This is a genomic window from Actinomadura livida (assembly GCF_014648675.1).
GTDB classification, from domain to species: domain Bacteria; phylum Actinomycetota; class Actinomycetes; order Streptosporangiales; family Streptosporangiaceae; genus Spirillospora; species Spirillospora livida.
Genome location: NZ_BMRO01000004.1, coordinates 524289 through 543503 on the forward strand (window position 1 = coordinate 524289; position 19215 = coordinate 543503).

The 19215-nt window shown below is 72.7% G+C and carries 21 protein-coding genes; 18 read left to right on the forward strand and 3 right to left on the reverse strand.

Annotated features, from left to right (window positions below; translation table 11 throughout):
• Window positions 1-34 precede the first annotated feature (34 nt).
• Both IEZ03_RS12200 and IEZ03_RS12205 read left to right on the forward strand, forming a co-directional pair.
• Window positions 35-691 carry a cytidylate kinase-like family protein gene (locus IEZ03_RS12200; RefSeq protein ID WP_229808234.1) on the forward strand — a complete coding sequence of 219 codons (657 nt, stop codon included), beginning with the start codon at window positions 35-37 and terminating at the stop codon, window positions 689-691.
• Window positions 692-806: 115 nt separating this feature from the next.
• The gene (locus IEZ03_RS12205; RefSeq protein ID WP_184888170.1) at window positions 807-2210 is read left to right on the forward strand and encodes an NAD-dependent malic enzyme; all 1404 of its coding nucleotides are present in this window, start codon (window positions 807-809) and stop codon (window positions 2208-2210) included.
• A 167-nt stretch (window positions 2211-2377) separates the two neighbouring features.
• Here IEZ03_RS12205 and IEZ03_RS12210 read toward each other — a convergent pair whose 3' ends face one another.
• On the reverse strand, window positions 2378-2995 hold the full coding sequence (locus IEZ03_RS12210) for a hypothetical protein (protein WP_184888168.1): 618 nt from the start codon (window positions 2993-2995) through the stop codon (window positions 2378-2380).
• A gap of 170 nt (window positions 2996-3165) precedes the next feature.
• Between IEZ03_RS12210 and IEZ03_RS12215 the strand changes: the two genes are divergently transcribed.
• The 5 genes from IEZ03_RS12215 (at window position 3166) to IEZ03_RS12235 (ending at window position 8416) form a co-directional block, all read left to right on the forward strand.
• On the forward strand, window positions 3166-3741 hold the full coding sequence (locus tag IEZ03_RS12215; protein ID WP_132051222.1) for a YqgE/AlgH family protein: 576 nt from the start codon (window positions 3166-3168) through the stop codon (window positions 3739-3741).
• 9 nt (window positions 3742-3750) lie between these two features.
• Entirely contained in the window at window positions 3751-4011 is a 261-nt protein-coding gene (locus IEZ03_RS12220) for a DUF3039 domain-containing protein (RefSeq protein WP_184888166.1), read from the forward strand.
• A gap of 259 nt (window positions 4012-4270) precedes the next feature.
• A complete protein-coding gene (locus IEZ03_RS12225; RefSeq protein ID WP_229808235.1) occupies window positions 4271-5236 on the forward strand; it encodes a zinc metalloprotease in 966 nt (321 codons plus the stop codon).
• Between the two features lie 36 nt (window positions 5237-5272).
• Entirely contained in the window at window positions 5273-7015 is a 1743-nt protein-coding gene (locus IEZ03_RS12230) for a DEAD/DEAH box helicase (RefSeq protein ID WP_184890884.1), read from the forward strand.
• A gap of 138 nt (window positions 7016-7153) precedes the next feature.
• A complete protein-coding gene (locus IEZ03_RS12235) occupies window positions 7154-8416 on the forward strand; it encodes a phospholipase D-like domain-containing protein (RefSeq protein WP_184888162.1) in 1263 nt (420 codons plus the stop codon).
• An 84-nt stretch (window positions 8417-8500) separates the two neighbouring features.
• Here the strand turns inward: IEZ03_RS12235 and IEZ03_RS12240 are convergent, their stop codons facing one another.
• Together IEZ03_RS12240 and IEZ03_RS12245 are read right to left on the reverse strand one after the other, a co-directional pair.
• The gene (locus tag IEZ03_RS12240; RefSeq protein WP_184888160.1) at window positions 8501-9082 is read right to left on the reverse strand and encodes an isochorismatase family protein; all 582 of its coding nucleotides are present in this window, start codon (window positions 9080-9082) and stop codon (window positions 8501-8503) included.
• A 75-nt stretch (window positions 9083-9157) separates the two neighbouring features.
• Complete coding sequence (locus tag IEZ03_RS12245; RefSeq protein WP_184888158.1) at window positions 9158-10510, reverse strand: nicotinate phosphoribosyltransferase; 1353 nt, start codon at window positions 10508-10510, stop codon at window positions 9158-9160.
• Between the two features lie 103 nt (window positions 10511-10613).
• On the opposite strand from IEZ03_RS12245, the gene clpS reads away from it, so the two are divergent.
• The 11 genes from clpS to IEZ03_RS12300 all read left to right on the forward strand — a co-directional run bounded on the left by clpS (window position 10614) and on the right by IEZ03_RS12300 (window position 19209).
• Window positions 10614-10910, forward strand: a complete 297-nt coding sequence (gene clpS / locus IEZ03_RS12250; protein ID WP_131979896.1) for an ATP-dependent Clp protease adapter ClpS — start codon at window positions 10614-10616, stop codon at window positions 10908-10910.
• A gap of 48 nt (window positions 10911-10958) precedes the next feature.
• Complete coding sequence (locus IEZ03_RS12255; RefSeq protein ID WP_184888156.1) at window positions 10959-11486, forward strand: DUF2017 domain-containing protein; 528 nt, start codon at window positions 10959-10961, stop codon at window positions 11484-11486.
• Window positions 11487-11622: 136 nt separating this feature from the next.
• Window positions 11623-12534 (forward strand): MEDS domain-containing protein, encoded by a 912-nt coding sequence (locus tag IEZ03_RS12260; protein ID WP_184888151.1) that lies wholly within the window; start codon window positions 11623-11625, stop codon window positions 12532-12534.
• Window positions 12535-12552: 18 nt separating this feature from the next.
• The gene (locus IEZ03_RS12265; RefSeq protein WP_184888149.1) at window positions 12553-13407 is read left to right on the forward strand and encodes an MEDS domain-containing protein; all 855 of its coding nucleotides are present in this window, start codon (window positions 12553-12555) and stop codon (window positions 13405-13407) included.
• Window positions 13404-14381 (forward strand): anti-sigma factor RsbA family regulatory protein, encoded by a 978-nt coding sequence (locus tag IEZ03_RS12270; protein WP_229808236.1) that lies wholly within the window; start codon window positions 13404-13406, stop codon window positions 14379-14381. The genes IEZ03_RS12265 and IEZ03_RS12270 overlap by 4 nt, the downstream gene beginning before the upstream one ends.
• Before the next feature lie 78 nt (window positions 14382-14459).
• The gene (locus IEZ03_RS12275; protein WP_184888146.1) at window positions 14460-14888 is read left to right on the forward strand and encodes a M67 family metallopeptidase; all 429 of its coding nucleotides are present in this window, start codon (window positions 14460-14462) and stop codon (window positions 14886-14888) included.
• A gap of 308 nt (window positions 14889-15196) precedes the next feature.
• Window positions 15197-15469 carry a MoaD/ThiS family protein gene (locus IEZ03_RS12280; RefSeq protein WP_132051242.1) on the forward strand — a complete coding sequence of 91 codons (273 nt, stop codon included), beginning with the start codon at window positions 15197-15199 and terminating at the stop codon, window positions 15467-15469.
• A 15-nt stretch (window positions 15470-15484) separates the two neighbouring features.
• Window positions 15485-16432, forward strand: a complete 948-nt coding sequence (locus tag IEZ03_RS12285) for a PLP-dependent cysteine synthase family protein (protein WP_184888130.1) — start codon at window positions 15485-15487, stop codon at window positions 16430-16432.
• Between the two features lie 157 nt (window positions 16433-16589).
• Window positions 16590-17381 carry a thioesterase family protein gene (locus tag IEZ03_RS12290; protein ID WP_184888128.1) on the forward strand — a complete coding sequence of 264 codons (792 nt, stop codon included), beginning with the start codon at window positions 16590-16592 and terminating at the stop codon, window positions 17379-17381.
• Between the two features lie 166 nt (window positions 17382-17547).
• Window positions 17548-18429 (forward strand): glutamate racemase, encoded by an 882-nt coding sequence (gene murI / locus IEZ03_RS12295; protein ID WP_184888126.1) that lies wholly within the window; start codon window positions 17548-17550, stop codon window positions 18427-18429.
• A 30-nt stretch (window positions 18430-18459) separates the two neighbouring features.
• Window positions 18460-19209 (forward strand): MBL fold metallo-hydrolase, encoded by a 750-nt coding sequence (locus IEZ03_RS12300; protein ID WP_184888124.1) that lies wholly within the window; start codon window positions 18460-18462, stop codon window positions 19207-19209.
• Window positions 19210-19215: the final 6 nt, after the last annotated feature.

A 19215-nucleotide genomic window follows, 5' to 3' on the forward strand; every position in this document is an offset into this window, starting at 1 on the left:
GAGCGGGCATTAGTCGGGTGTGAGTGCGCACGTCGTGACCGTTTCGGCTGCGTTCGGGGCCGGTGGGCCGGTCGTCGGGCCGGCGGTGGCCGACCGGCTCGGGATGCGGTTCGTCGACCGTGCGATCCCCGAGATGGTCGCCGGTGAGATCGGCTGCACGCTGGAGGAGGCGCTCGTCCACGACGACCGGGCGCTGAGCGGCATCGGCCGGATCCTCGCCGGGGCCGCGCGGCTGCCCACCGTCGCCCTGGGCATGGACGTCTACCTGCCCGACCGCACGATCGCGCAGCCCGAGGACTTCGTCGCGCACACCGAGGCCGTGCTCAACCGGCTGGCCGACCGGGGCGGGGGAGTGCTGCTCGGCAGGGCCGCCGCCGTCGTGCTGGCCGGGCGCCGGGGCGTGCTGCACGTCCGGCTGGACGGCCCGCGGGACCGGCGGCTCGCGCCCGCCGCCGCCGAGATGCCGGCGGAGATGTCCCCGGAGACGGGGCGACCTGCGCGGAGCGGGCCACCCGATCGCGATGTTGAGCGTATGCTCGATGACAACGACCGCGCCCGGACGGCCTACGTGAAGCACTTCTACGGGGCCGACCCCGCCGATCCGCGGCTCTACCACCTGGTGATCGACACCACGAGGCTGCCCGTGTCCGCGACCGTCGAGCTGATCGTCGTCGCGGCCCTGGCGGTGTGAGCCGCGGGACGCGACCGGGCCGCGGCCCCCGGACGCACCGTCCCGGCCCGCCCGCCCCCGGACCGGAGCGACGCGCGCGGGACGTGGACAACCCGGAGCAGAGGGAGCATTTGCCGTGGCGAGCGTGCCGAGCGTGTCGTACTCCATCACCGTCCGGCTGGAGGTCCCGGCGGGCGGCAGGGCCGTCAGCCAGATCACCCACGTCGTCGAGAACGCCGGCGGCATCGTCACGGCCCTCGACGTCAACACCGCCGGCCACGAGACGCTGCGCATCGACGTCACGATCGCGACCCGGGACACCCAGCACGCCGAGGCGATAGCGGCCGCGCTGGAGCAGATCGAGTCCGTCAAGATCCACAAGGTCAGCGACCGGACGTTCCTGATGCACCTCGGCGGCAAGATAGAGATGCAGTCCAAGGTGCCGCTGCGCAACCGCGACGAGCTGTCGATGGCCTACACGCCGGGCGTCGCCCGCGTCTCCCTCGCCATCGCCCGCAACCCCGAGGACGTCCGCCGGCTGACGGTCAAGCGCAACAGCGTCGCCGTCGTCACCGACGGCTCCGCGGTGCTCGGCCTGGGCAACATCGGCCCAGAGGCGGCGCTGCCCGTGATGGAGGGCAAGGCCGCGCTGTTCAAGCGGTTCGCGGGGATCGACGCGTGGCCGATCTGCCTCGACACCCAGGACACCGACGAGATCGTCCGGACCGTCCAGATCCTCGCGCCCGCGTTCGGCGGCATCAACCTGGAGGACATCTCCGCGCCGCGCTGCTTCGAGGTCGAGGCCCGGCTGCGCGAGCTGCTCGACATCCCGGTCTTCCACGACGACCAGCACGGCACCGCGATCTGCGTGCTCGCCGCGCTGACGAACGCGCTGCGGGTCGTCGGCAAGGACATCGGCTCGGTCCGCATCACGATGGCGGGCGCGGGCGCCGCCGGCAACGCCATCCTGAAGCTGCTCATGCACGCGGGCGCCCGCGACCTCGTCGTCTGCGACTACCTGGGCGCCGTCCACAAGGGCCGCGAGGACATGGACGACTCGCTGTCCTGGATAGCCGACCACACCAACCCCGAGTGCTACGCGGGCGACCTGCGCGGCGCCGTCAAGGACGCGGACGTCTTCATCGGCGTCTCGGCCCCGGGCATCCTGACCGGCGACGACATCGCCACGATGAACGACGGCGCGATCGTGTTCGCGCTCGCCAACCCCGAGCCCGAGGTCGACCCGGACGAGGCCCGCGAGCACGCCGCGGTCGTCGCCACCGGCCGCAGCGACTACCCCAACCAGATCAACAACGTGCTGGCGTTCCCCGGCGTCTTCCGCGGCCTCCTGGACGCGCAGGCCGACATCGTCACCGTGGACATGCTCGCCGCCGCCGCCAAGGCCCTCGCCGAGGTCGTGACGCCCGACGAGCTGGGGCCCAACTACATCGTCCCCAGCGTCTTCCACCCCGACGTGAGCAACTTCGTCGCCGGCGCCGTCCGCGAAGCCGCAGGCGGCCGCCCCCGAACCGAAGCGTAGTCCTCCAGGGGGGCGACCCCCTGGAACCCCTCCAGCCACCTACCTCAGTGATCACTCACGGTTCGTGAGGCCGGAGCGAGTGCAGCGAGCGCAGGTCGCACGAACCGCCGCACGGGGCGCCGTGCGCAACGGGGGTTCCAGGGGGTCGCCCCCCTGGGCCAACACAGCTACTTCTTGAAGACCTGTTCGCGGCGGCGGGGCCAGATTCCGCCGTACCAGAAGATGATGGCGCCGGTGAGGATGATGGCCGCGCCGGTCGCGCCGCGGGCCCAGAGGACCGTGTCGGGGCCGGTGTTGGGGAGTTCTTCCGGCGGGGTCTTGGTGGGTGCCGGGGCCGCGCCCGCCTTCTCGCAGTTGGCCTTGACGGTCGCGCTCCCGATCCGCTTGTTGGCCCAGTTGACGGTGACGCGGGTGGTGCGGTCCTCGCGGAGCTTGACGGCGACCGTGCGGGTCGAGTTCGCGGGGATCTCGCCGGGGATCGCGGCGGTGTCGTCGTTCTTCTCGATCCCGAAGTCCTCGGTGCGCTTGCCGGTGTTGCGGACGGTGACCTGCACGGTGCGGGCCGGGCAGGAGACCTGCGACCCGATCGAGGCGGTCACCGGAGCGGCGGGCGTCGCCGACGTCCCGGACGGGCTCGGCGACTCCGACGGGCTCGGGCTGCCGGACGTGGTGGCCGAGGTGGACGCGCTCGACTCGCCCGACGTGCCGTTGATGAGGGCCGGGATCGCGATCAGCGCCCCGATGACGAAGAACACGGCGGCGATGACGACCCGCGGCAACTGCATCGCTGTCCTCCTCGGCCCGCCGGGCGTACGCCAAGCGGGTGGCCGATGGTGCTAGATCATTCTTAACCTAGGACCTTGTGGTGCCGATATCCCCATCGATAGGAATGCGTAACAGGCTAACGAGTGGGGGAGCGTGCCGCCGGAGGTCCGCGCAACGCATCATGGAACCCATGGAAGACGGCATCAGGGTGGGACTCCTGCTGGTCGCGACCCCTCAGCTGGAGGATCCCAACTTTCGGCGGAGCGTCGTCCTGCTCGTCGAGCACGACGGCGACGGCGGCACGCTGGGAGTCGTCCTCAACCGGCCGACCGAGATCCCCGTCGACCGCGTGCTGCCGCCCTGGGCCGAGCTCGCCACCGGGCCCGCCGTGGTGTTCCAGGGCGGCCCGGTCGCGCTGGAGAACGCGCTCGCCCTGGCCCGGCTCCCCGGTGAGGACGAGCCGCTAGGGTGGCGGGCGCTGGACGGAGGCGCCGAGGTGGCCAGGGTGGGCCTGGTCGACCTGGAGGCCCCGCCCGGACTGCTGGCCGCCGAGCTGCTGCAGCTGCGGGTGTTCGCGGGCTACGCCGGATGGGCGGCCGGCCAGCTGCGCGCCGAGATCGAGGACGGCTCGTGGTACCTCGTGCCGGCCGAGGCGGGGGACGTCTTCGCCGCCGACCCGGACCGGCTCTGGCAGGAGGTGCTGCGCAGGCAGGGCGGCGACCTGGCGTTCGTCTCCACTTTTCCCGAGGACCCCACGCTGAACTAAGGTGAACACGTGAGTACGAAGATCCTTCCCGACGGCGACACCCAGAGCGATGTCCGGCCCGACCTATCGCACGGTGACGGCGACCACGAGCGGTTCGCCCACTACGTGAAGAAGGCCAAGATCACCGAGAGTGCGGTGACCGGGACGCCGGTGATCGCGCTGTGCGGCAAGGTCTGGGTGCCGAACCGGGATCCGAAGAAGTACCCCGTCTGCCCGGAGTGCAAGGAGATCTACGAGTCCATGAAGTCGGGCGGCGAGGGCAAGGAGTGACCACTTCTCTTCCGGTCGCGGTCGAGAAGCGTTAGCCACCGGCCGCCGGGAGGCGGCCGACGGCGCGCCGTCCGTTTCGGCGTGCGCGCAGGGTCCCGCGGTGAGCGGTCCCTTGCCGGGTTCTCCCCGGTGGGGTCGCTGACCGCGGGACTTCCATTACGCAAATACGGGGTTCGTACATTCGGGGGGATGTATGCGGCGGTTGGCCGGGGTTTCGCTGTGCGCACTGATGGTTACGGTGTGTTCTCTATCTGTCCCGGTGAGTGACCGGGCGCGGGTGCGGGCGGCGCCGGTGGCGGAGCCGGACGACGGGTGCGGCCCGGATTCCGGCGCCCGGACGTCCCACCCGGGCCCGCATCCCCGCGACCATGCCCACCTCGGGCACGAGGAGGTCGTCGCGATGCTCGCCGATCTCCGCCGGACGCTCGCCGACCGCTACGGCACCTCCGACGAACGGCGCCTCGACTCCACGCTGCGGCGGGCGGGCCGCCTCGTCGTCCCCGTGCGTTTCCACGTCATCCACAACGGGCGCAGGGGGTGGCTGTCGAACAAAGACGTCCGCCGGCAGATCTCCACGCTGAACGCCGCGTACGGGGGAGCGAAGGGCGGGGTGGACACCCACGTCCGGTTCCGTCTGGCCAGCCACGGCCACACCGACAGCGCGGCGTGGTTCTACAGCCCGCGGCTGTACGAGAACTCGATGAAAAGGCGGCTGCGCAAGGGTGGACGCAACACGCTCAACGTCTATACCGCCGCCGTGGGCACGGACGTCCTGGGCTTCTCCACGTTCCCCCAGTGGTACCGGAGGAAGCCGCACATGGACGGCGTCGTCATCGACTACCGCAGCCTGCCGGGCGGATCGTTCCGCCACTACGACCGCGGGTACACGGCCGTCCACGAGATCGGGCACTGGCTCGGCCTCTTCCACACGTTCGAGAACGGGTGCCGCACGCCCGGCGACGGCATCGCCGACACCCCGTACGAGGCGCGGCCGGCGGAAGGGTGCCCTTACTCCCGGGACACCTGCCGGCAGCGGGGCCGCGACCCCATCCACAACTTCATGGACTACGCCCACGACTCCTGCATGAGGGAGTTCACCGCAGGTCAGGGGCGCCGCATCCGGGCGGCGTGGGCCGCCTACCGCGCCCCGCGGCGCGGCGCCCGGAGTGTGGATCTCGGCACAGGACCGGCGGCCGGAGCACTATCTGTCGGTGCGCCTCGGTAGCCTTCAATGACCGTGAGCACCTTCGCCGCATCGAGCATGCCTCCCGCCTTCCCCGAGCGGGCCGCCTGGGGGACGGCGTCGTCCCTGCGCGCCTGGCAGCAGCAGGCGCTGGAGGCTTACTTCGGGATGGACGGCACGAAGCCGGGCCCGCGCGACTTCCTCACCGTCGCGACGCCCGGCGCCGGGAAGACGACGTTCGCGCTCCGCCTCGCCCGCGAGCTGATGGAACGCCGCGTCGTCTCCGCGATCACGATCGTGTGCCCCACCGAGCACCTCAAGCGGCAGTGGGCCGAGTCGGCGTCCCGCGTCGGCATCAGGATCGACCCGGAGTACCAGAACGGGCAGGGGCCCGTCGGCAAGGACTTCCACGGCGTCGCCGTCACCTACGCGACCGTCGCGGCGCGCCCCGCGCTGCACCGCAACCGCACCGAGTCGCGCAAGTCGCTGGTCATCTTCGACGAGGTCCACCACGCGGGCGACGGGCTCTCCTGGGGCGACGCCGTCCGGGAGGCGTTCGAGCCCGCCGCGCGGCGCCTCGCGCTGTCCGGTACGCCGTTCCGCACCGACGTCAACCCGATCCCGTTCGTCCAGTACGAGGAGGGGCCGGACGGCGTCCGGCGCAGCCGCGCCGACTACACCTACGGCTACGGCCCGGCCCTCGCCGACGGCGTCGTCCGCCCGGTGATCTTCCTCGCGTACGCGGGGGAGATGCGCTGGCGCACCCGGGCCGGCGACGAGATCACCGCGACGCTCGGCGAGCCGCTCACCCAGGACCAGACCGCCCAGGCGTGGCGCGCCGCCCTCGACCCCAAGGGCGACTGGATCAGGCAGGTCCTCGGCGCGGCCGACCGCCGGCTCACCGAGCTGCGCCGCGCCATCCCGGACGCGGGCGGCCTGGTCATCGCCACCGACCACGAGACCGCCCGCGCCTACGCGAAGATGCTGCGCGCCGTCACCGGGCAGGGCGCCACGGTCGTGCTGTCGGACGACCCGACCGCGTCGAAGAAGATCAAGCAGTTCGGGGAGACCGACGACCGCTGGATGGTCGCGGTCCGGATGGTCTCCGAGGGCGTCGACATCCCGCGCCTCGCCGTCGGCGTGTACGCCACGTCCACCAGCACGCCGCTGTTCTTCGCGCAGGCCATCGGCCGTTTCGTCCGCGCCCGCAGGCGCGGCGAGACGGCCTCGGTCTTCCTGCCGTCGGTGCCGACGCTGATGGGGCACGCCGCCGAGATGGAGACCGAGCGCGACCACGTCCTCGACCGGCCCGTCCGGGAGGACGGCCTGGACGACGAGCTGCTCGCCGAGGCCAACCGCAGGCAGGACACCTCCGACGTCGGCGAGGAGCTGCCGTTCGAGACCGTCGAGGCGTCCGCGACGTTCGACCGCGTCCTCTACGACGGCGGCGAGTTCGGCATGCACGCCGAGCCGGGCTCCGCCGAGGAGGAGGAGTACCTCGGCATCCCCGGCCTGCTGGAGCCCGAGCAGGTGTCGGCGCTGCTGCGCAAGCGGCAGGCCGACCAGATCGCCGGGGAGCGCAGGCGCAAGACCGGCGACCCGCGCGCCGACCGCACCGCCGCCGAGGACATCGCCGCCCTGCGCCGCGAGCTGAACGGCCTGGTCGGAGCCTGGAACCACCGCACCGGCAAGCCGCACGGCGTGATCCACACCGAGCTCCGCGCCGCGTGCGGCGGCCCCGCCATCGCGCAGGCCACCGCCGAGGACGTCAAGAAGCGCATCGCCAAGATCCGCGAATGGGCCGCCAAGCGCCGCCACTGACGTCTTCGAGGAGCCGGGGGCTCGCACCGGCCCGGCGAGCGCCGCAACGCAGCTCACAGCGGTGAACTGCGTATAGCACGAAAAAGCGGCCATAAGGTGACTCTGCCCCTTTCGATCAGGGCGCCGAGGAGAGCCGCGATGACCGACCGAGCCAGCCCCCCAGACGACCTGCCCGCGGACCGGACGGAGCACCCGCCGGGTGCTCCGGCGACGGCGTCCGTCCCGAGGCAGCGCAAGCCGCGGAACGGCGACGAGCGCGACCGCATCCGGCGGCGGCTGGAGCGGCTGCTCGGGATCGCGGCGACCGAGGGCAACACGGTCGCCCCGCTGCGCAACGGCGACGAGATCTTCCCGGCGATGCTGGATTCGATCCGAGCCGCGCGGAACACGATCGACATGATGACCTACGTCTACTGGCGCGGGGACATCGCCACCGGCTTCGCCGAGGCCCTGGCCGACCGGGCTCGCGCCGGAGTGCGCGTCCGGCTGCTGCTGGACGGGGTCGGGAGCCTGAAGATCGAGAAGGACCTGGTGGAGCGGATGGAGGAGGCCGGCGTGATCGTGGCCTGGTTCCGCAAGCCCCACCAGCTGTCACCGTTCAAGCAGAACCACCGCTGCCACCGCAAGGTCCTCGTCGTCGACGAGGAGGTCGCCTACACCGGCGGAGTCGGCATCGCCGAGGAGTGGTGCGGCGACGCCCGCGACTCCGGCGAGTGGCGGGACACCCACTTCCAGATCCGCGGGCCGTCGGTCGACGGCGTGGCCGCCGCGTTCGCGCAGAGCTGGGCCGAATGCCACGAGGACCTGATCGGCGAGCGCGACCGCTTCACTCCGCAGCCCCCGGTCGGGGACGCGGTCATCCAGGTCGTCCGGGGCTCGGCCAGCCTGGGCTGGCAGGACATGCAGACCCTCGTCCGCATCGTCCTGGAATCGGCGCAGCACCGCATCCGGCTGGCGTCCGCCTACTTCGCCCCCGACGCCTACTTCACGGAGCTGATGTGCGCGACGGCGAGGCGCGGCGTCCAGATCGAGCTGCTGCTGCCCGGCCCGAACGCCGACAAGCGCGTCAGCCGGCTGGCCGCCCAGCGCCACTACGAGACGCTCCTGGAGTGCGGCGTCCGCATCTTCCAGTACCAGCCCACGATGCTGCACACCAAGATCATCCTGATGGACGACACGGTCGCGCTCGTCGGCTCCACCAACTTCAACCGCCGGTCCCTCGACCACGACGAAGAGGTCATGCTGGCGGTCATCGACGAAGACCTCACCGCGACCCTGCACGCCCACTTCGACGAGGACCTGGCCCGCAGCGAGCGGGTCGACCACGCTCGCTGGGCGCGCCGCTCCGCCAGGCAGCGCGCCAAGGAGGCGGCGATCACCCCGCTCCGCCGCTTCCTGTGACCCCGCGGGCGGCGAGTCGGGACCCGATGGTGATCTACCCGTTTCCGGACACTCCGGTGACGGTGACCCTTGGTCGGGTCTCGGTCAGGTGCTCACCACTGGGGCGCCGTTGAGGGCGACCCCCTCCTGCGCCATCTCCTCCAGGGCCTTGTCGACGGTGGGCTTGGCGACACCGGCGGTGAGGTCGAGGAGGACGGTGGTGCGCAGGCCCGCGCGGGAGGCGTCCACGGCGGTGGCGCGGACGCAGTGGTCGGTGGCGATGCCGACGATGTCCACCTCGTCGATGCCGCGGCCGGCGAGCCAGTCGGCGAGCGGCTGCTCGTCGTCGGAGACCCCCTCGAAGCCGCTGTAGGCGGCTTCCTCGCGGCCCTTGCTGAACACCGCCTCGATGGGCGCGAGCGCGAGGTCGGGGTGGAAGTCGGCGCCCGGGGTGCCGATCACGCAGTGCGCCGGCCACGAGTCGACGAAGTCGGGTTGCTCGGAGAAGTGGTCGCCCGGGTCGAGGTGGAAGTCGCGGGTCGCCACGATATGGGCGTAGCCCGACCGGTTCTCGGACACGTGCCGGGAGATCCGGGCCGCCACGTCGGCACCGCCGCCGACGCCGAGCGAGCCGCCCTCGCAGAAGTCGTTCTGCACGTCCACGATGATCAGAGCCTTCTTGCCCATGAGCGCTCCCTGTTCAGGTCTCTCCTCCGGACTTGCCCAGACACTAGGGACGCTATCCCAGAATGCGGGACCGGTTCAGGGGCGAGTGCCGTCGCCGACGAACTCGGTCGGGACGGCGGGCTCGCCGCGCGAGAGGCGCACCGCCGACGCCGGCAGTTCCGCGACCGCGCGGGCGTGGCGCTCCCTGCTCGCGGTGAGCGGTTCGCGTCCGACGACCTCGCCGTCGCGCACCAGCGGGACGTGCAGGACGCGGTCGCGCGGACCCGGGGCGGCCTCCCCCAGGAAGATGGCCTCGGCATGCGCGACGCCGTGCCCGTCGAGGCGGCGGACGGCCGTCTTGCGCCCGCCGCGGCTCGGCTTGCCGGGGGAGCGCTTCGCCACCGGGCGGACGGGGGCGTCCTCGCCGGGGCCGTCCGCCCGCGCGACGAGCTTGTAGACGAGCGACGTCGTCGGGGCGCCCGAGCCGGTCACGAGGGACGTCCCCACGCCGTAGCCGTCCACGGGCGCCGCGGCGAGGGCCGCGATGCCGTATTCGTCCAGGTCGCCGGTCACCACGATGCGGGTGCCGGCCGCGCCCAGCGCGTCGAGCTGCTCCCGGACGCGGCGCGCCAGCGCGCCGAGGTCGCCGCTGTCGAGCCGCACGCCGCCGAGCGCGGGCCCGGCCAGTTCCACGCCGGTGCCGACGGCCCGCTCGACGTCGTAGGTGTCGACGAGCAGCGTCGTGTCCGCCCCGAGCGAGGCGAGCTGCGCCTCGAACGCGTGCCGCTCGCTGTCGTGCAGGAGGGTGAACGAGTGGGCGCTCGTCCCGGCGGTCGGCACGCCGTAGAGGCGGCCCGCCTCCAGGTTGGACGTGGTGGCGAACCCCGCGATGTAGGCGGCGCGGGCGGCGGCCACGGCGGCGCGCTCGTGGGTGCGCCGCGAACCCATCTCGATGAGGGGCCGGTCCTGGGCCGCCTGGACCATCCGGGACGCCGCGGACGCGATCGCGCAGTCGTGGTTGAGGATCGACAGGGCGAGGGTCTCCAGGAGGACGGCCTCCCCGAACGTCCCTTCGACCACCAGGATCGGCGATTCCGGGAAGAAGCAGTCGCCCTCGGCGTAACCGTGGACGTTCCCGGTGAAGCGGTACTTCTCCAGCCACTGCAGCGTGGGCTCGTCCACGATGTCGTTCGCGGCCAGGAACTCCAGCTGCGCGGGCTCGAAGCAGAACGCCTCGATCGCGTCCAGCAGCCGCCCCGTCCCCGCCACGACCCCGTACCGGCGGCCCGCGGGCAGGCTCCGGGCGAACACCTCGAAGACCGCGCGCCGGTCGGCCGTCCCGCTGCGGAGTGCGGCCTGCAGCATGGTCAGCTCGTACTGGTCGGTCAGCAGTGCGGTGCCGTCACCATGGTCCACATCTGGAACCCTAAGCCTTGCCGCGTGCACCATGGAGGTCCGGACCGTCGCACCGGACGGGGCGGCGGCGCATAGCATCGGGTGCGATGGGCGGACGGACTTCACGCGGAGAGGGGGAGACGCGGACATGAGCGCCATGAGCACGGCGCCCGCACCCGTCGAACTGGAGCGGCCGGACGTCGAGGAGGACGTCAGCGCGGACCGGCCCTGGCTGGCGATCGTCTGGAACGACCCGATCAACCTGATGTCGTACGTCACGTACGTGTTCCAGGCCGTTTTCGGCTACCCGAAGACCAAGGCCGAGAAGCTGATGCTCGACGTGCACCACAAGGGGCGCGCCGTCGTGGCCAACGGCACCCGCGAGGAGATGGAGCGGGACGTGGAGATCCTGCACTCCTACGGCCTGTGGGCCACCGTGAAGCGGGACGACTAGTGCCGATGGGCGGAGCGATCCGATGAGCCGTCCGGAGCGGAGCGACCCGTGAGCCATGTGAAGAGGACCCGCCAGGGCATCAGGGTGCGCCTTGAGGCCGAGGAGGCCGCGCTCGTGCGCGCCCTGATGGAGCAGCTGCTCGCGCTGCTGGGCGAGGCGCCCGGCGCGGACGACGAGCTGGCGTCCATCGGCATCGCCGACAACGCCACCAAATCGGACGACCCGGTGCTGGCCCGGCTGTTCCCCGACGCGTACCAGGACGACGGCGAGGCGGCGGGCGAGTTCCGCCGCTACACCGAGATGGGGCTGCGCGACGGCAAGCGCGAGGCCGCCGAGACGGTGCTGAACACGCTGGGCGAGCCTGGCGGCGACGTGATGCTGGACGAGAAGCAGGCGCAGGTGTGGCTGCGGGCGCTGAACGACGTCCGGCTGGCGCTGGGCACCCGGCTCGACATCACCGAGGAGTGGTACGAGGAGGCGGAGGGCATGGACCCGCGCGACCCTCGTGCGCCGATGTTCGCGGCCTACGACTGGCTCACGATGCTGCAGGAGAGCCTCGTCCGCGCGCTCTGGTGACCGCCTCCCGCGTCCACACCTGGTCATAAAGGGCATTACCGATTGTCGGGACGGCGGTGCGGAGGGTCGTTAACGTTGCCTCCAGGGGGCGTTCACGGTCCGCCCGCGGCGGGCCGAAGACCATTCGGAGGCCGTCATGCCCGTAGCGGGCACCCACCCCAAGCCGGTCGGCGCGATGGAACTGGGCGACCACCTCGCCCTCGTCTTCGACGACGACGGGGAACGCCGGTCGATCATGGCCGCCTACGCGCGCGACGGAGTCCGCGCCGGCGAGAAGGTCATCTACATCTCCGACGGCGTCCCCGCGGCGGACGTGCTCGCCTGGCTGCTGGCCGCCGACGCGGGCGCCGGCCCGGACCCGGACGGCGGCGACATCGACCTCGCCGCCGCGATGGAGGCCGGGCACTTCGTCGTCCGGACCGCCGAGGAGACGTTCCTCGCGAGCGGCCGGTTCGACCCGCAGGAGAGCCTCCAGCTGATGGCGACGGAGATCGACCTCGCGCTCGTGCAGGGCTACCGGGGCGTGCGGATCGCCGGCGAGGCGCGCTTCTCGCTGCGCCGCTGGCCGGGCACCGACCAGCACGGCGACTTCGAGCGGATGCTCGACGAGGTCTTCATGACCACCGACCTGAAGGCGATGGCGATCTGCCAGTTCGACCGCCGCTGGTTCGACGACGTGCGGCTCGCGGCGGTGGACGCCAGCCACATGGGCCGAGTCCGCGTCAACGACTACTACGACGACGGCTCGCTGCGCATCACGCCCATCTTCAGCCCGCCCGGCGCCGCGCTGGCCGGGACCATCGACCGGTCGAACCTCTCCGCCGCCGAGGACGTGCTGGAGTCGATCACGACCCGGACGGGCCTGCTGTGCCTCGACCTCGGCGGCGTGACGGACTGCGACGCGGACGGGCTGCGCCTGCTGGCCGGGGCCGGCGGCCGGGGGCACGGCGGGCTGCTGCTGCGCGGCGTGCCGCCCGCGCTCCGCGACCGGCTGCGCGAGGAGGGCCTGGACGACGCCCCCGGCATCTCCGTCGAGTACCGCGCCTGATGCGGATGAGGAGGCCGCATGGTCACCGAGCAGACCCGTCCCCGGTCCGGCGAGCCCGCCACCCCGGTCGGTGATATGCGGCCCGGGGACCACCTGTGCCTCCCCTACGTCAACGCCGAGGAGCGGCATGCCGTCCTGACGGCGTTCCTCAACGACGGCCTGCGCGCCGGGGACGCCCTGGTCTACCTCGTGGACGGCGAGCCCGCCGGCGCCGCCGCCGGGCGCCTGCGGCACGGCTTCGGAGCGGCGCTCGACGACGGCCGGCTGACCGTGCTGCCCACCGCGGGCGCCGACCTCGACACCGTGCTGGAGTCGGCGCTGGCGCTCGGCCATCCGGGGGTGCGCATCGCGGGCGAGGCGTGCCCGTCGCTGCGCGGCTGGCCCGGGACGGCGCGCTTCGCGGCGTTCGAGGACGCCGTCCACCGGGCGGTCGCCCGGCCGGGCAGCCCGGCGATGGCGCTGTGCCAGTTCGACCGCCGGTGGTTCGCGGCCGAGCACCTGCGCGAGGTGGAGCGCCACCACGGCGGGCGGGCCGGCGCCGACGCGGTCTTCGACGACGGGGTGCTGACGATCGTCCCGCTGTTCGCGCCGCCCGGCCTGCGGCTGTCCGGCGCGATCGACGAGTCGACGCTGCCGGGCCTGGTCGAGGCGCTGCGCGACGCCGGCGACGGCTCCGCGCACCTGTGCCTCGACCTCTCCCGGCTCGAGTTCTGCGACCTGGACGGGCTGCGCACCCTGATCCGCGCGAACGAGCTGAGCACCGTCCTCGACCGGCAGGTGATCCTGCGGTCCATGCCCGGCTGCATGGAGCTGATGATGCGCGTCTGCGGCTGGGACACCGCGCCCGGCATCGTCGCGGAGGCGACCGCGTGAACGGGCCAGGGCCGTGGGGCCCCGCCGTGGACGCCCAGGGCGCGCAGGACGTCCTCGTGCACCAGGCGCTGATGTACGGGTCGCGGCACGAGTACCTGCTGACCGCCGTGCCGTACCTGCGCGCCGGGCGCCGGGCCGGGGACGCGGTCGTCGTGCTGGTCGAGCCGCCGGTGGCGGCGGCGCTGCGCGGGCAGCTCGGCCGCGAGACCGCCGCGGAGATCGAGTTCCTGGACGCGGCGCAGTGGTCCCGGGGCCCGATGCACGCGCTGGCGTCCTGCCACGACCGGGCCCGCGCCGACTGGTGGCCGCGCGGGCGGCTGCGGCTGCTGGCCGAGCCGGTCTGGCGCGGCCGGACGCCGCTGGAGACCCGCGAGTGGAAGCGGCACGACGCGCTGCTGAACGTCGTGTTCGCCGGCACCCCGACCATGATCATGTGCGCGTACGACACGGCGGTGCTGCCCGGCCACGTGCTGGACGCCGCGGCCCGCACCCACCCGGAGCTGGCCGGGCCGGACGGGCCCGCCGCCGCCGCGCGGTACACCGCCCCCGCGGAGTTCTGCGCCGAGTGCGACGCGGGCCCGCTGCCGCCGCCGCCTGCGGTGGCCGCCCGCAGGTCGTTCGCGACGGGCGGGCTGCCGGGGCTGCGGAGCTTCCTGTTCACCGAGGCCGCGCGGCTCGGGCTGCCGGAGGACCGGACGCTCCCGTTCGTGCTCGCGGTCAACGAGGTCGCCACCGGCATCATCCGGGACGGCGGCGGCCGCGGCTCGCTGCGGGTGTGGGCCGAGGCCGGCGAGCTGATCTGCGACGTCGCCGACCCGGTGCGCGTCCTGGCCGACCGGTTCCTCGGCTACGAGCCGCCGGGCGCCAAGGGGCACGACGCCGCGATGTGGGCCGTCCGGCGGCTGTGCCACATCGTGGAGACCCGCTCGGGCCCGCAGGGCACGCAGGTCCGCATGCGCGTCCGGATCGGCTGAGCGTGCCGGATGCCGTGCCCCGCCATGGGCGGCGGGGCGCGGCCGGGGCGGGCGGGCGCCGCCGGGTAGCCTGCGGGCATGCTGACGATCGAACGTGCCATAGTCGACAAGATCATCGCGCACGCGCGCGCCGACCACCCCGACGAGGCATGCGGCATCGTGGCCGGACCCGAGGGTTCGGACCGGCCGGCCCGGTTCATCCCGATGACCAACGCCGAGCGGTCCCCGACCTACCACAGCTTCGACAACGACGAGTGGTTCCGGGTGGCGAACGAGATGTTCGACAACGACGAGGAGATGATCGTCCACTACCACTCGCACACCTCGACCGAGGCGTACCCGTCGCGGACCGACCTCGACTACCTGCGGTCGTCGCTGGCCGACCCGCGGGTGCACCGGGTGATCGTGTCGACCCAGGCGCCGGACGAGGTGGAGTTCCGCTCGTACCTGCTGGTGGACGGCGAGCCGGTCGAGGAAGAGGTCCAGATCGTCGAGTCGTACGGCTGACCGCGGCGGGCGGTGGGCTGAGCGACGGGCTGGGCGGCGGACGGCCGAAGGCGGCGGGGCGGCCCCGGAGGACGGCCGGTAAACTGGCGGTCATGTGGACGAGCGGTCACCGGACGGGCGCTGTGCGCCGCCGCGCCGGTTCCTCCGCGGTGCCACCCGTGCAGAGCTTCCTGTTCGGGCACTCGCGCGCCGAGGTCGTCTACGACTGTCGCTGACGCGCTGATCATGCCTGGAATCTTCCCGCTTCCCGCCCGGTTGTGACGCAGAGGGCGGGAAGCCCCCGTACGACGTAGAAGGAGATCACCGCGATGGCGATCGAGGTCCGCATCCCGACGATCCTGCGCAACCTCACCGACGGGGCCAAGTCCGTCGAGGGCAAGGGCGCCACACTGGACGAGCTGTTCACCGACCTGGACGCGCGCCACGCCGGCCTGCGCGACCGGCTGGTGGACGACAAGGGCCTGCGCAGGTTCGTCAACGTCTACCTCAACGACGAGGACGTCCGCTTCCTCGGCGGGCTGGAGACGCAGGTCGCCGACGGCGACAGCGTCACCATCCTCCCCGCCGTCGCCGGCGGCTGAGCCGGGTCGCGGCACATGCGATTCGACTCGCTGCTGGACTCGCTCGGCCGCACGCCGCTGGTGGGCCTGCCGCGGCTGTCGCCGAGCGACGGCGTCCGGCTCTGGGCCAAGCTCGAGGACCGCAACCCCACCGGCTCGGTGAAGGACCGCCCCGCCTTCTACATGATCCAGAAGGCGGAGAAGGAGGGGCTGCTGACGCCGGGCTGCACGATCCTGGAGCCGACGTCCGGCAACACCGGCATCTCGCTGGCCATGGTCGCCAAGCTGCGCGGCTACGAGATGGTGTGCGTGATGCCGGAGAACACCTCAGACGAGCGCCGCCAGCTGCTGGAGATGTGGGGCGCGCGGATCATCTTCTCCCCGGCGGCGGGCGGCTCGAACGAGGCGGTCCGGGTGGCGAAGGGCCTGGCCGAGGAGAACCCCGAGTGGGTGATGCTCTACCAGTACGGCAACGAGGCCAACGCCCTCGCGCACTACGAGACGACGGGCCCGGAGATCCTTGAGGACCTCCCCACGGTCACGCACTTCGTCGCCGGGCTCGGCACCACGGGCACGCTGATGGGCGTCGGCCGGTACCTGCGGGAGCAGGTGCCGGACGTGAAGATCGTCGCGGCCGAGCCCCGGTACGGCGACCTGGTGTACGGGCTGCGCAACATCGACGAGGGCTTCATCCCGGAGCTGTACGACGAGTCGGTGCTGACGACGCGGTTCTCGGTCACGTCCGGGGACGCGCTGCGCCGCACCCGCGAGCTGCTGGAGCAAGAGGGGATCTTCGCGGGCATCTCGACCGGCGGCGCGCTGCACGCGGCGATCGGGATGGCGAAGAAGGCGGTCAAGGCGGGCGAGCGGGCCGACATCGTCTTCGTGATCGCCGACGGCGGCTGGAAGTACCTGTCGACCGGCGCGTACGGCGGGACCCTGGAGGAGGCGGAAGCCCGCCTCGAGGGCCAGCTCTGGGCCTGAGCCCCGTCCCTTTCCCGGCCGCCGTGCCGGCGCGGGCGGCGTCCTGACCACGGTCGCGGTCCGGCCGGCACGGTAGAGTTCCCTATCGAATGTGATTCTAGAACCGTGTCGGACGGGTGACGGCGCCCGCCGCGCGGCCGGACGCGGGAGAGTGCGGATGAGCGGGTTCGGCGACGCGACCGCCGTGAAGCAGGTCGGCGAGGGCCGGTACGAGATCGTCCTCGACGGCGGCTACGCCATCGGCGAGGCGCTGAACGGCGGCTACCTCATGGCCGTGATGGCCCGCGCCGCCGTCGACGCCTCCCCGCACGCCCACCCGATCTCCACCGCGGCGAACTTCCACCGGGTCACCAAGGCCGGGCCCGCCGAGGTCGTCGTGGAGTCCCGCAAGGCGGGCCGCACCGCCGCGGCGTCGCTGGTCAGCCTCGTCCAGGACGGCCGCTCCGTCGTGGACGCCCTCATCACCACCGGCACCCTCGACGCCGCCGCCGAGCCCGATTGGGCCGGCGAGGGGCCCCCGGCGATGCCGCCGCTGGAGGAGTGCACCGACTTCCGCCCGCCGTCGGGCGGGGGGTTCGCCGACCAGGTCGACATGCGCTTCGACCGGTCCACGATGGGCTGGCTGGACGGGCGGCCGAGCGGGCGCCCCGAGGTCCGCGGCTGGTTCCGGCACCACGGCGACGAGCCGCTCGACGCCTACTCGCTCGCCCTCGCCGTGGACGCGCTGCCGCCCGTCGTCCTGAACCTCGACGCGCAGGGCTGGGCGCCGACCGTCGAGCTGACCTGGCACATGCGCGCCGTGCCCGCGCAGGGCTGGCTGGCCGTGCACGGCACCGGCCGGCTCCTCGCCGACGGCTGGTTCGACGAGGAGGTCGAGGTCTGGGACTCCGCGGACCGGCTCGTCGCGCAGAGCCGGCAGATCGCCCGGGTGCCGCGCACCCGCGGCTGAGGCGATCCCCGGTCCGGTTCCCCGGCGTTTCCCTCGGCGTTTCGCCCCCGATCGGGTGCCGCCGGCGGCCGCATGGCCTGAACTGGACGGTTTTCCGGCTTGTGACGGTGTGATGTCCAACGCATGACGCACCTGAGCGGAGCCTTCTCGCTTAGCCTTGTGCACCATGTCAGAGGCATCCTGGGGGGCGGCGTCCCGGGGACGGGACGCGTCCCGGGGGGACGGCCCCCCGGACGCCCCCATCGGGGTCTTCGACAGCGGTTTCGGCGGGCTCACCGTGGCCCGCGCGATCCTCGACCAGCTGCCGAACGAGCCGATCAGCTACCTCGGCGACTCGGCGCGGCAGCCGTACGGGCCGCGGCCCATCGCGGAGGTCCGCGCCTACGCCCTGGAGATGCTCGACCGGCTCGTCGCCGAGGGCGTGAAGCTGCTGGTCATCGCCTGCAACAGCGCCAGCTCGGCGATGCTGCGCGACGCCCGGGAACGGTACGACGTCCCGGTGGTCGAGGTGATCAACCCGGCCACCCGCCGCGCGGCCCGCGCCACGTCCAACGGCCGGGTCGGGCTGATCGCCACGCAGGCGACGGTGAACAGCCGCGCCTACGAGGACGCGTTCGCCGCCGCGCCGCACATCGAGCTCGTCAGCGCCGCGTGCCCCCGCTTCGTCGAGTTCGTCGAGGCGGGCGTGACGATGGGCCCGGAGCTGCTGGAGGCGGCCCGCGGCTACCTCCGTCCGATCGTGGCCGCCGGGTGCGACACCCTCATCCTGGGCTGCACGCATTACCCACTGCTGGCAGGTGTCATCTCGTATGTCGTCGGCGACGGGGTCACACTGGTGTCAAGTGCCGACGAGACCGCCAAGGACGTGTATCGCGTGCTGCACGATCGGGGGCTTGCCCGCGCCGAGGCGACGCCGCGGCCGCGGCACCGGTTCCGCGCCACCGGTGACCCCGGCGTGTTCGCCGAGCTCGGCCGCCGGTTCCTCGGCCCGGAGATCGGCTCGGTGGAGACCGTGGAGACCACGCCGGGCACGGCGCTGACGACCTGATTCCTCGGGAATCCAAAGGAGGAGTTGAGCGTGCGGGTCACTGTGATCGGCTGCTCCGGCAGTTTCCCGGGGCCGGACAGCCCCGCGTCCAGCTACCTGATCGAGGCGGACGGCTACGCGCTGGTGCTCGACCTCGGCAACGGCGCGCTCGGGTCCCTGCAGCGGTTCCGGTCGCTGTACGAGATCGACGCCGTCTGCATCTCGCACCTGCACGCCGACCACTGCCTCGACCTGTGCGGGTACTGGGTCGCGCGCACCTACCGGCCGGGCGGCCCGCCGCCGCCCATCCCGGTGTACGGCCCCGCCGACACCGCGGCGCGGATGGCGCGGGCCTACGACCTCGATCCCGTCCCGGGCATGAGCGGCACCTTCGACTTCCGCACCCTGCGCCGCGGCACCCAGGAGATCGGACCGTTCCGGGTCACGGCCGCGCTGATGCCGCACCCGGTCGAGGCGTACGCGTTCCGCATCGAGCACAACGGCAAGACGCTCGCGTACTCGGGCGACACCGGGGCCTCCGACGACCTGGTCGAGATCGCCTCCGGCGCCGACCTGTTCCTGTGCGAGGCGTCGTTCCTGGACGGGCCGGGCCTGCCGTCGGAGCTGCACCTGACCGCCCGCGAGGCCGGGGAGCACGCCGCCCGCGCCGAGGTCGGGCGGCTGGTCCTGACCCACCTCGTGCCGTGGAACGACGCGGACCTCTCGCTCAAGGAGGCCAAGGCCAGCCCCTACGGCGGCGACATCGAGCTGGCCCGCGTGGGCGCCCGGTACACCCTCTGAGGCCCA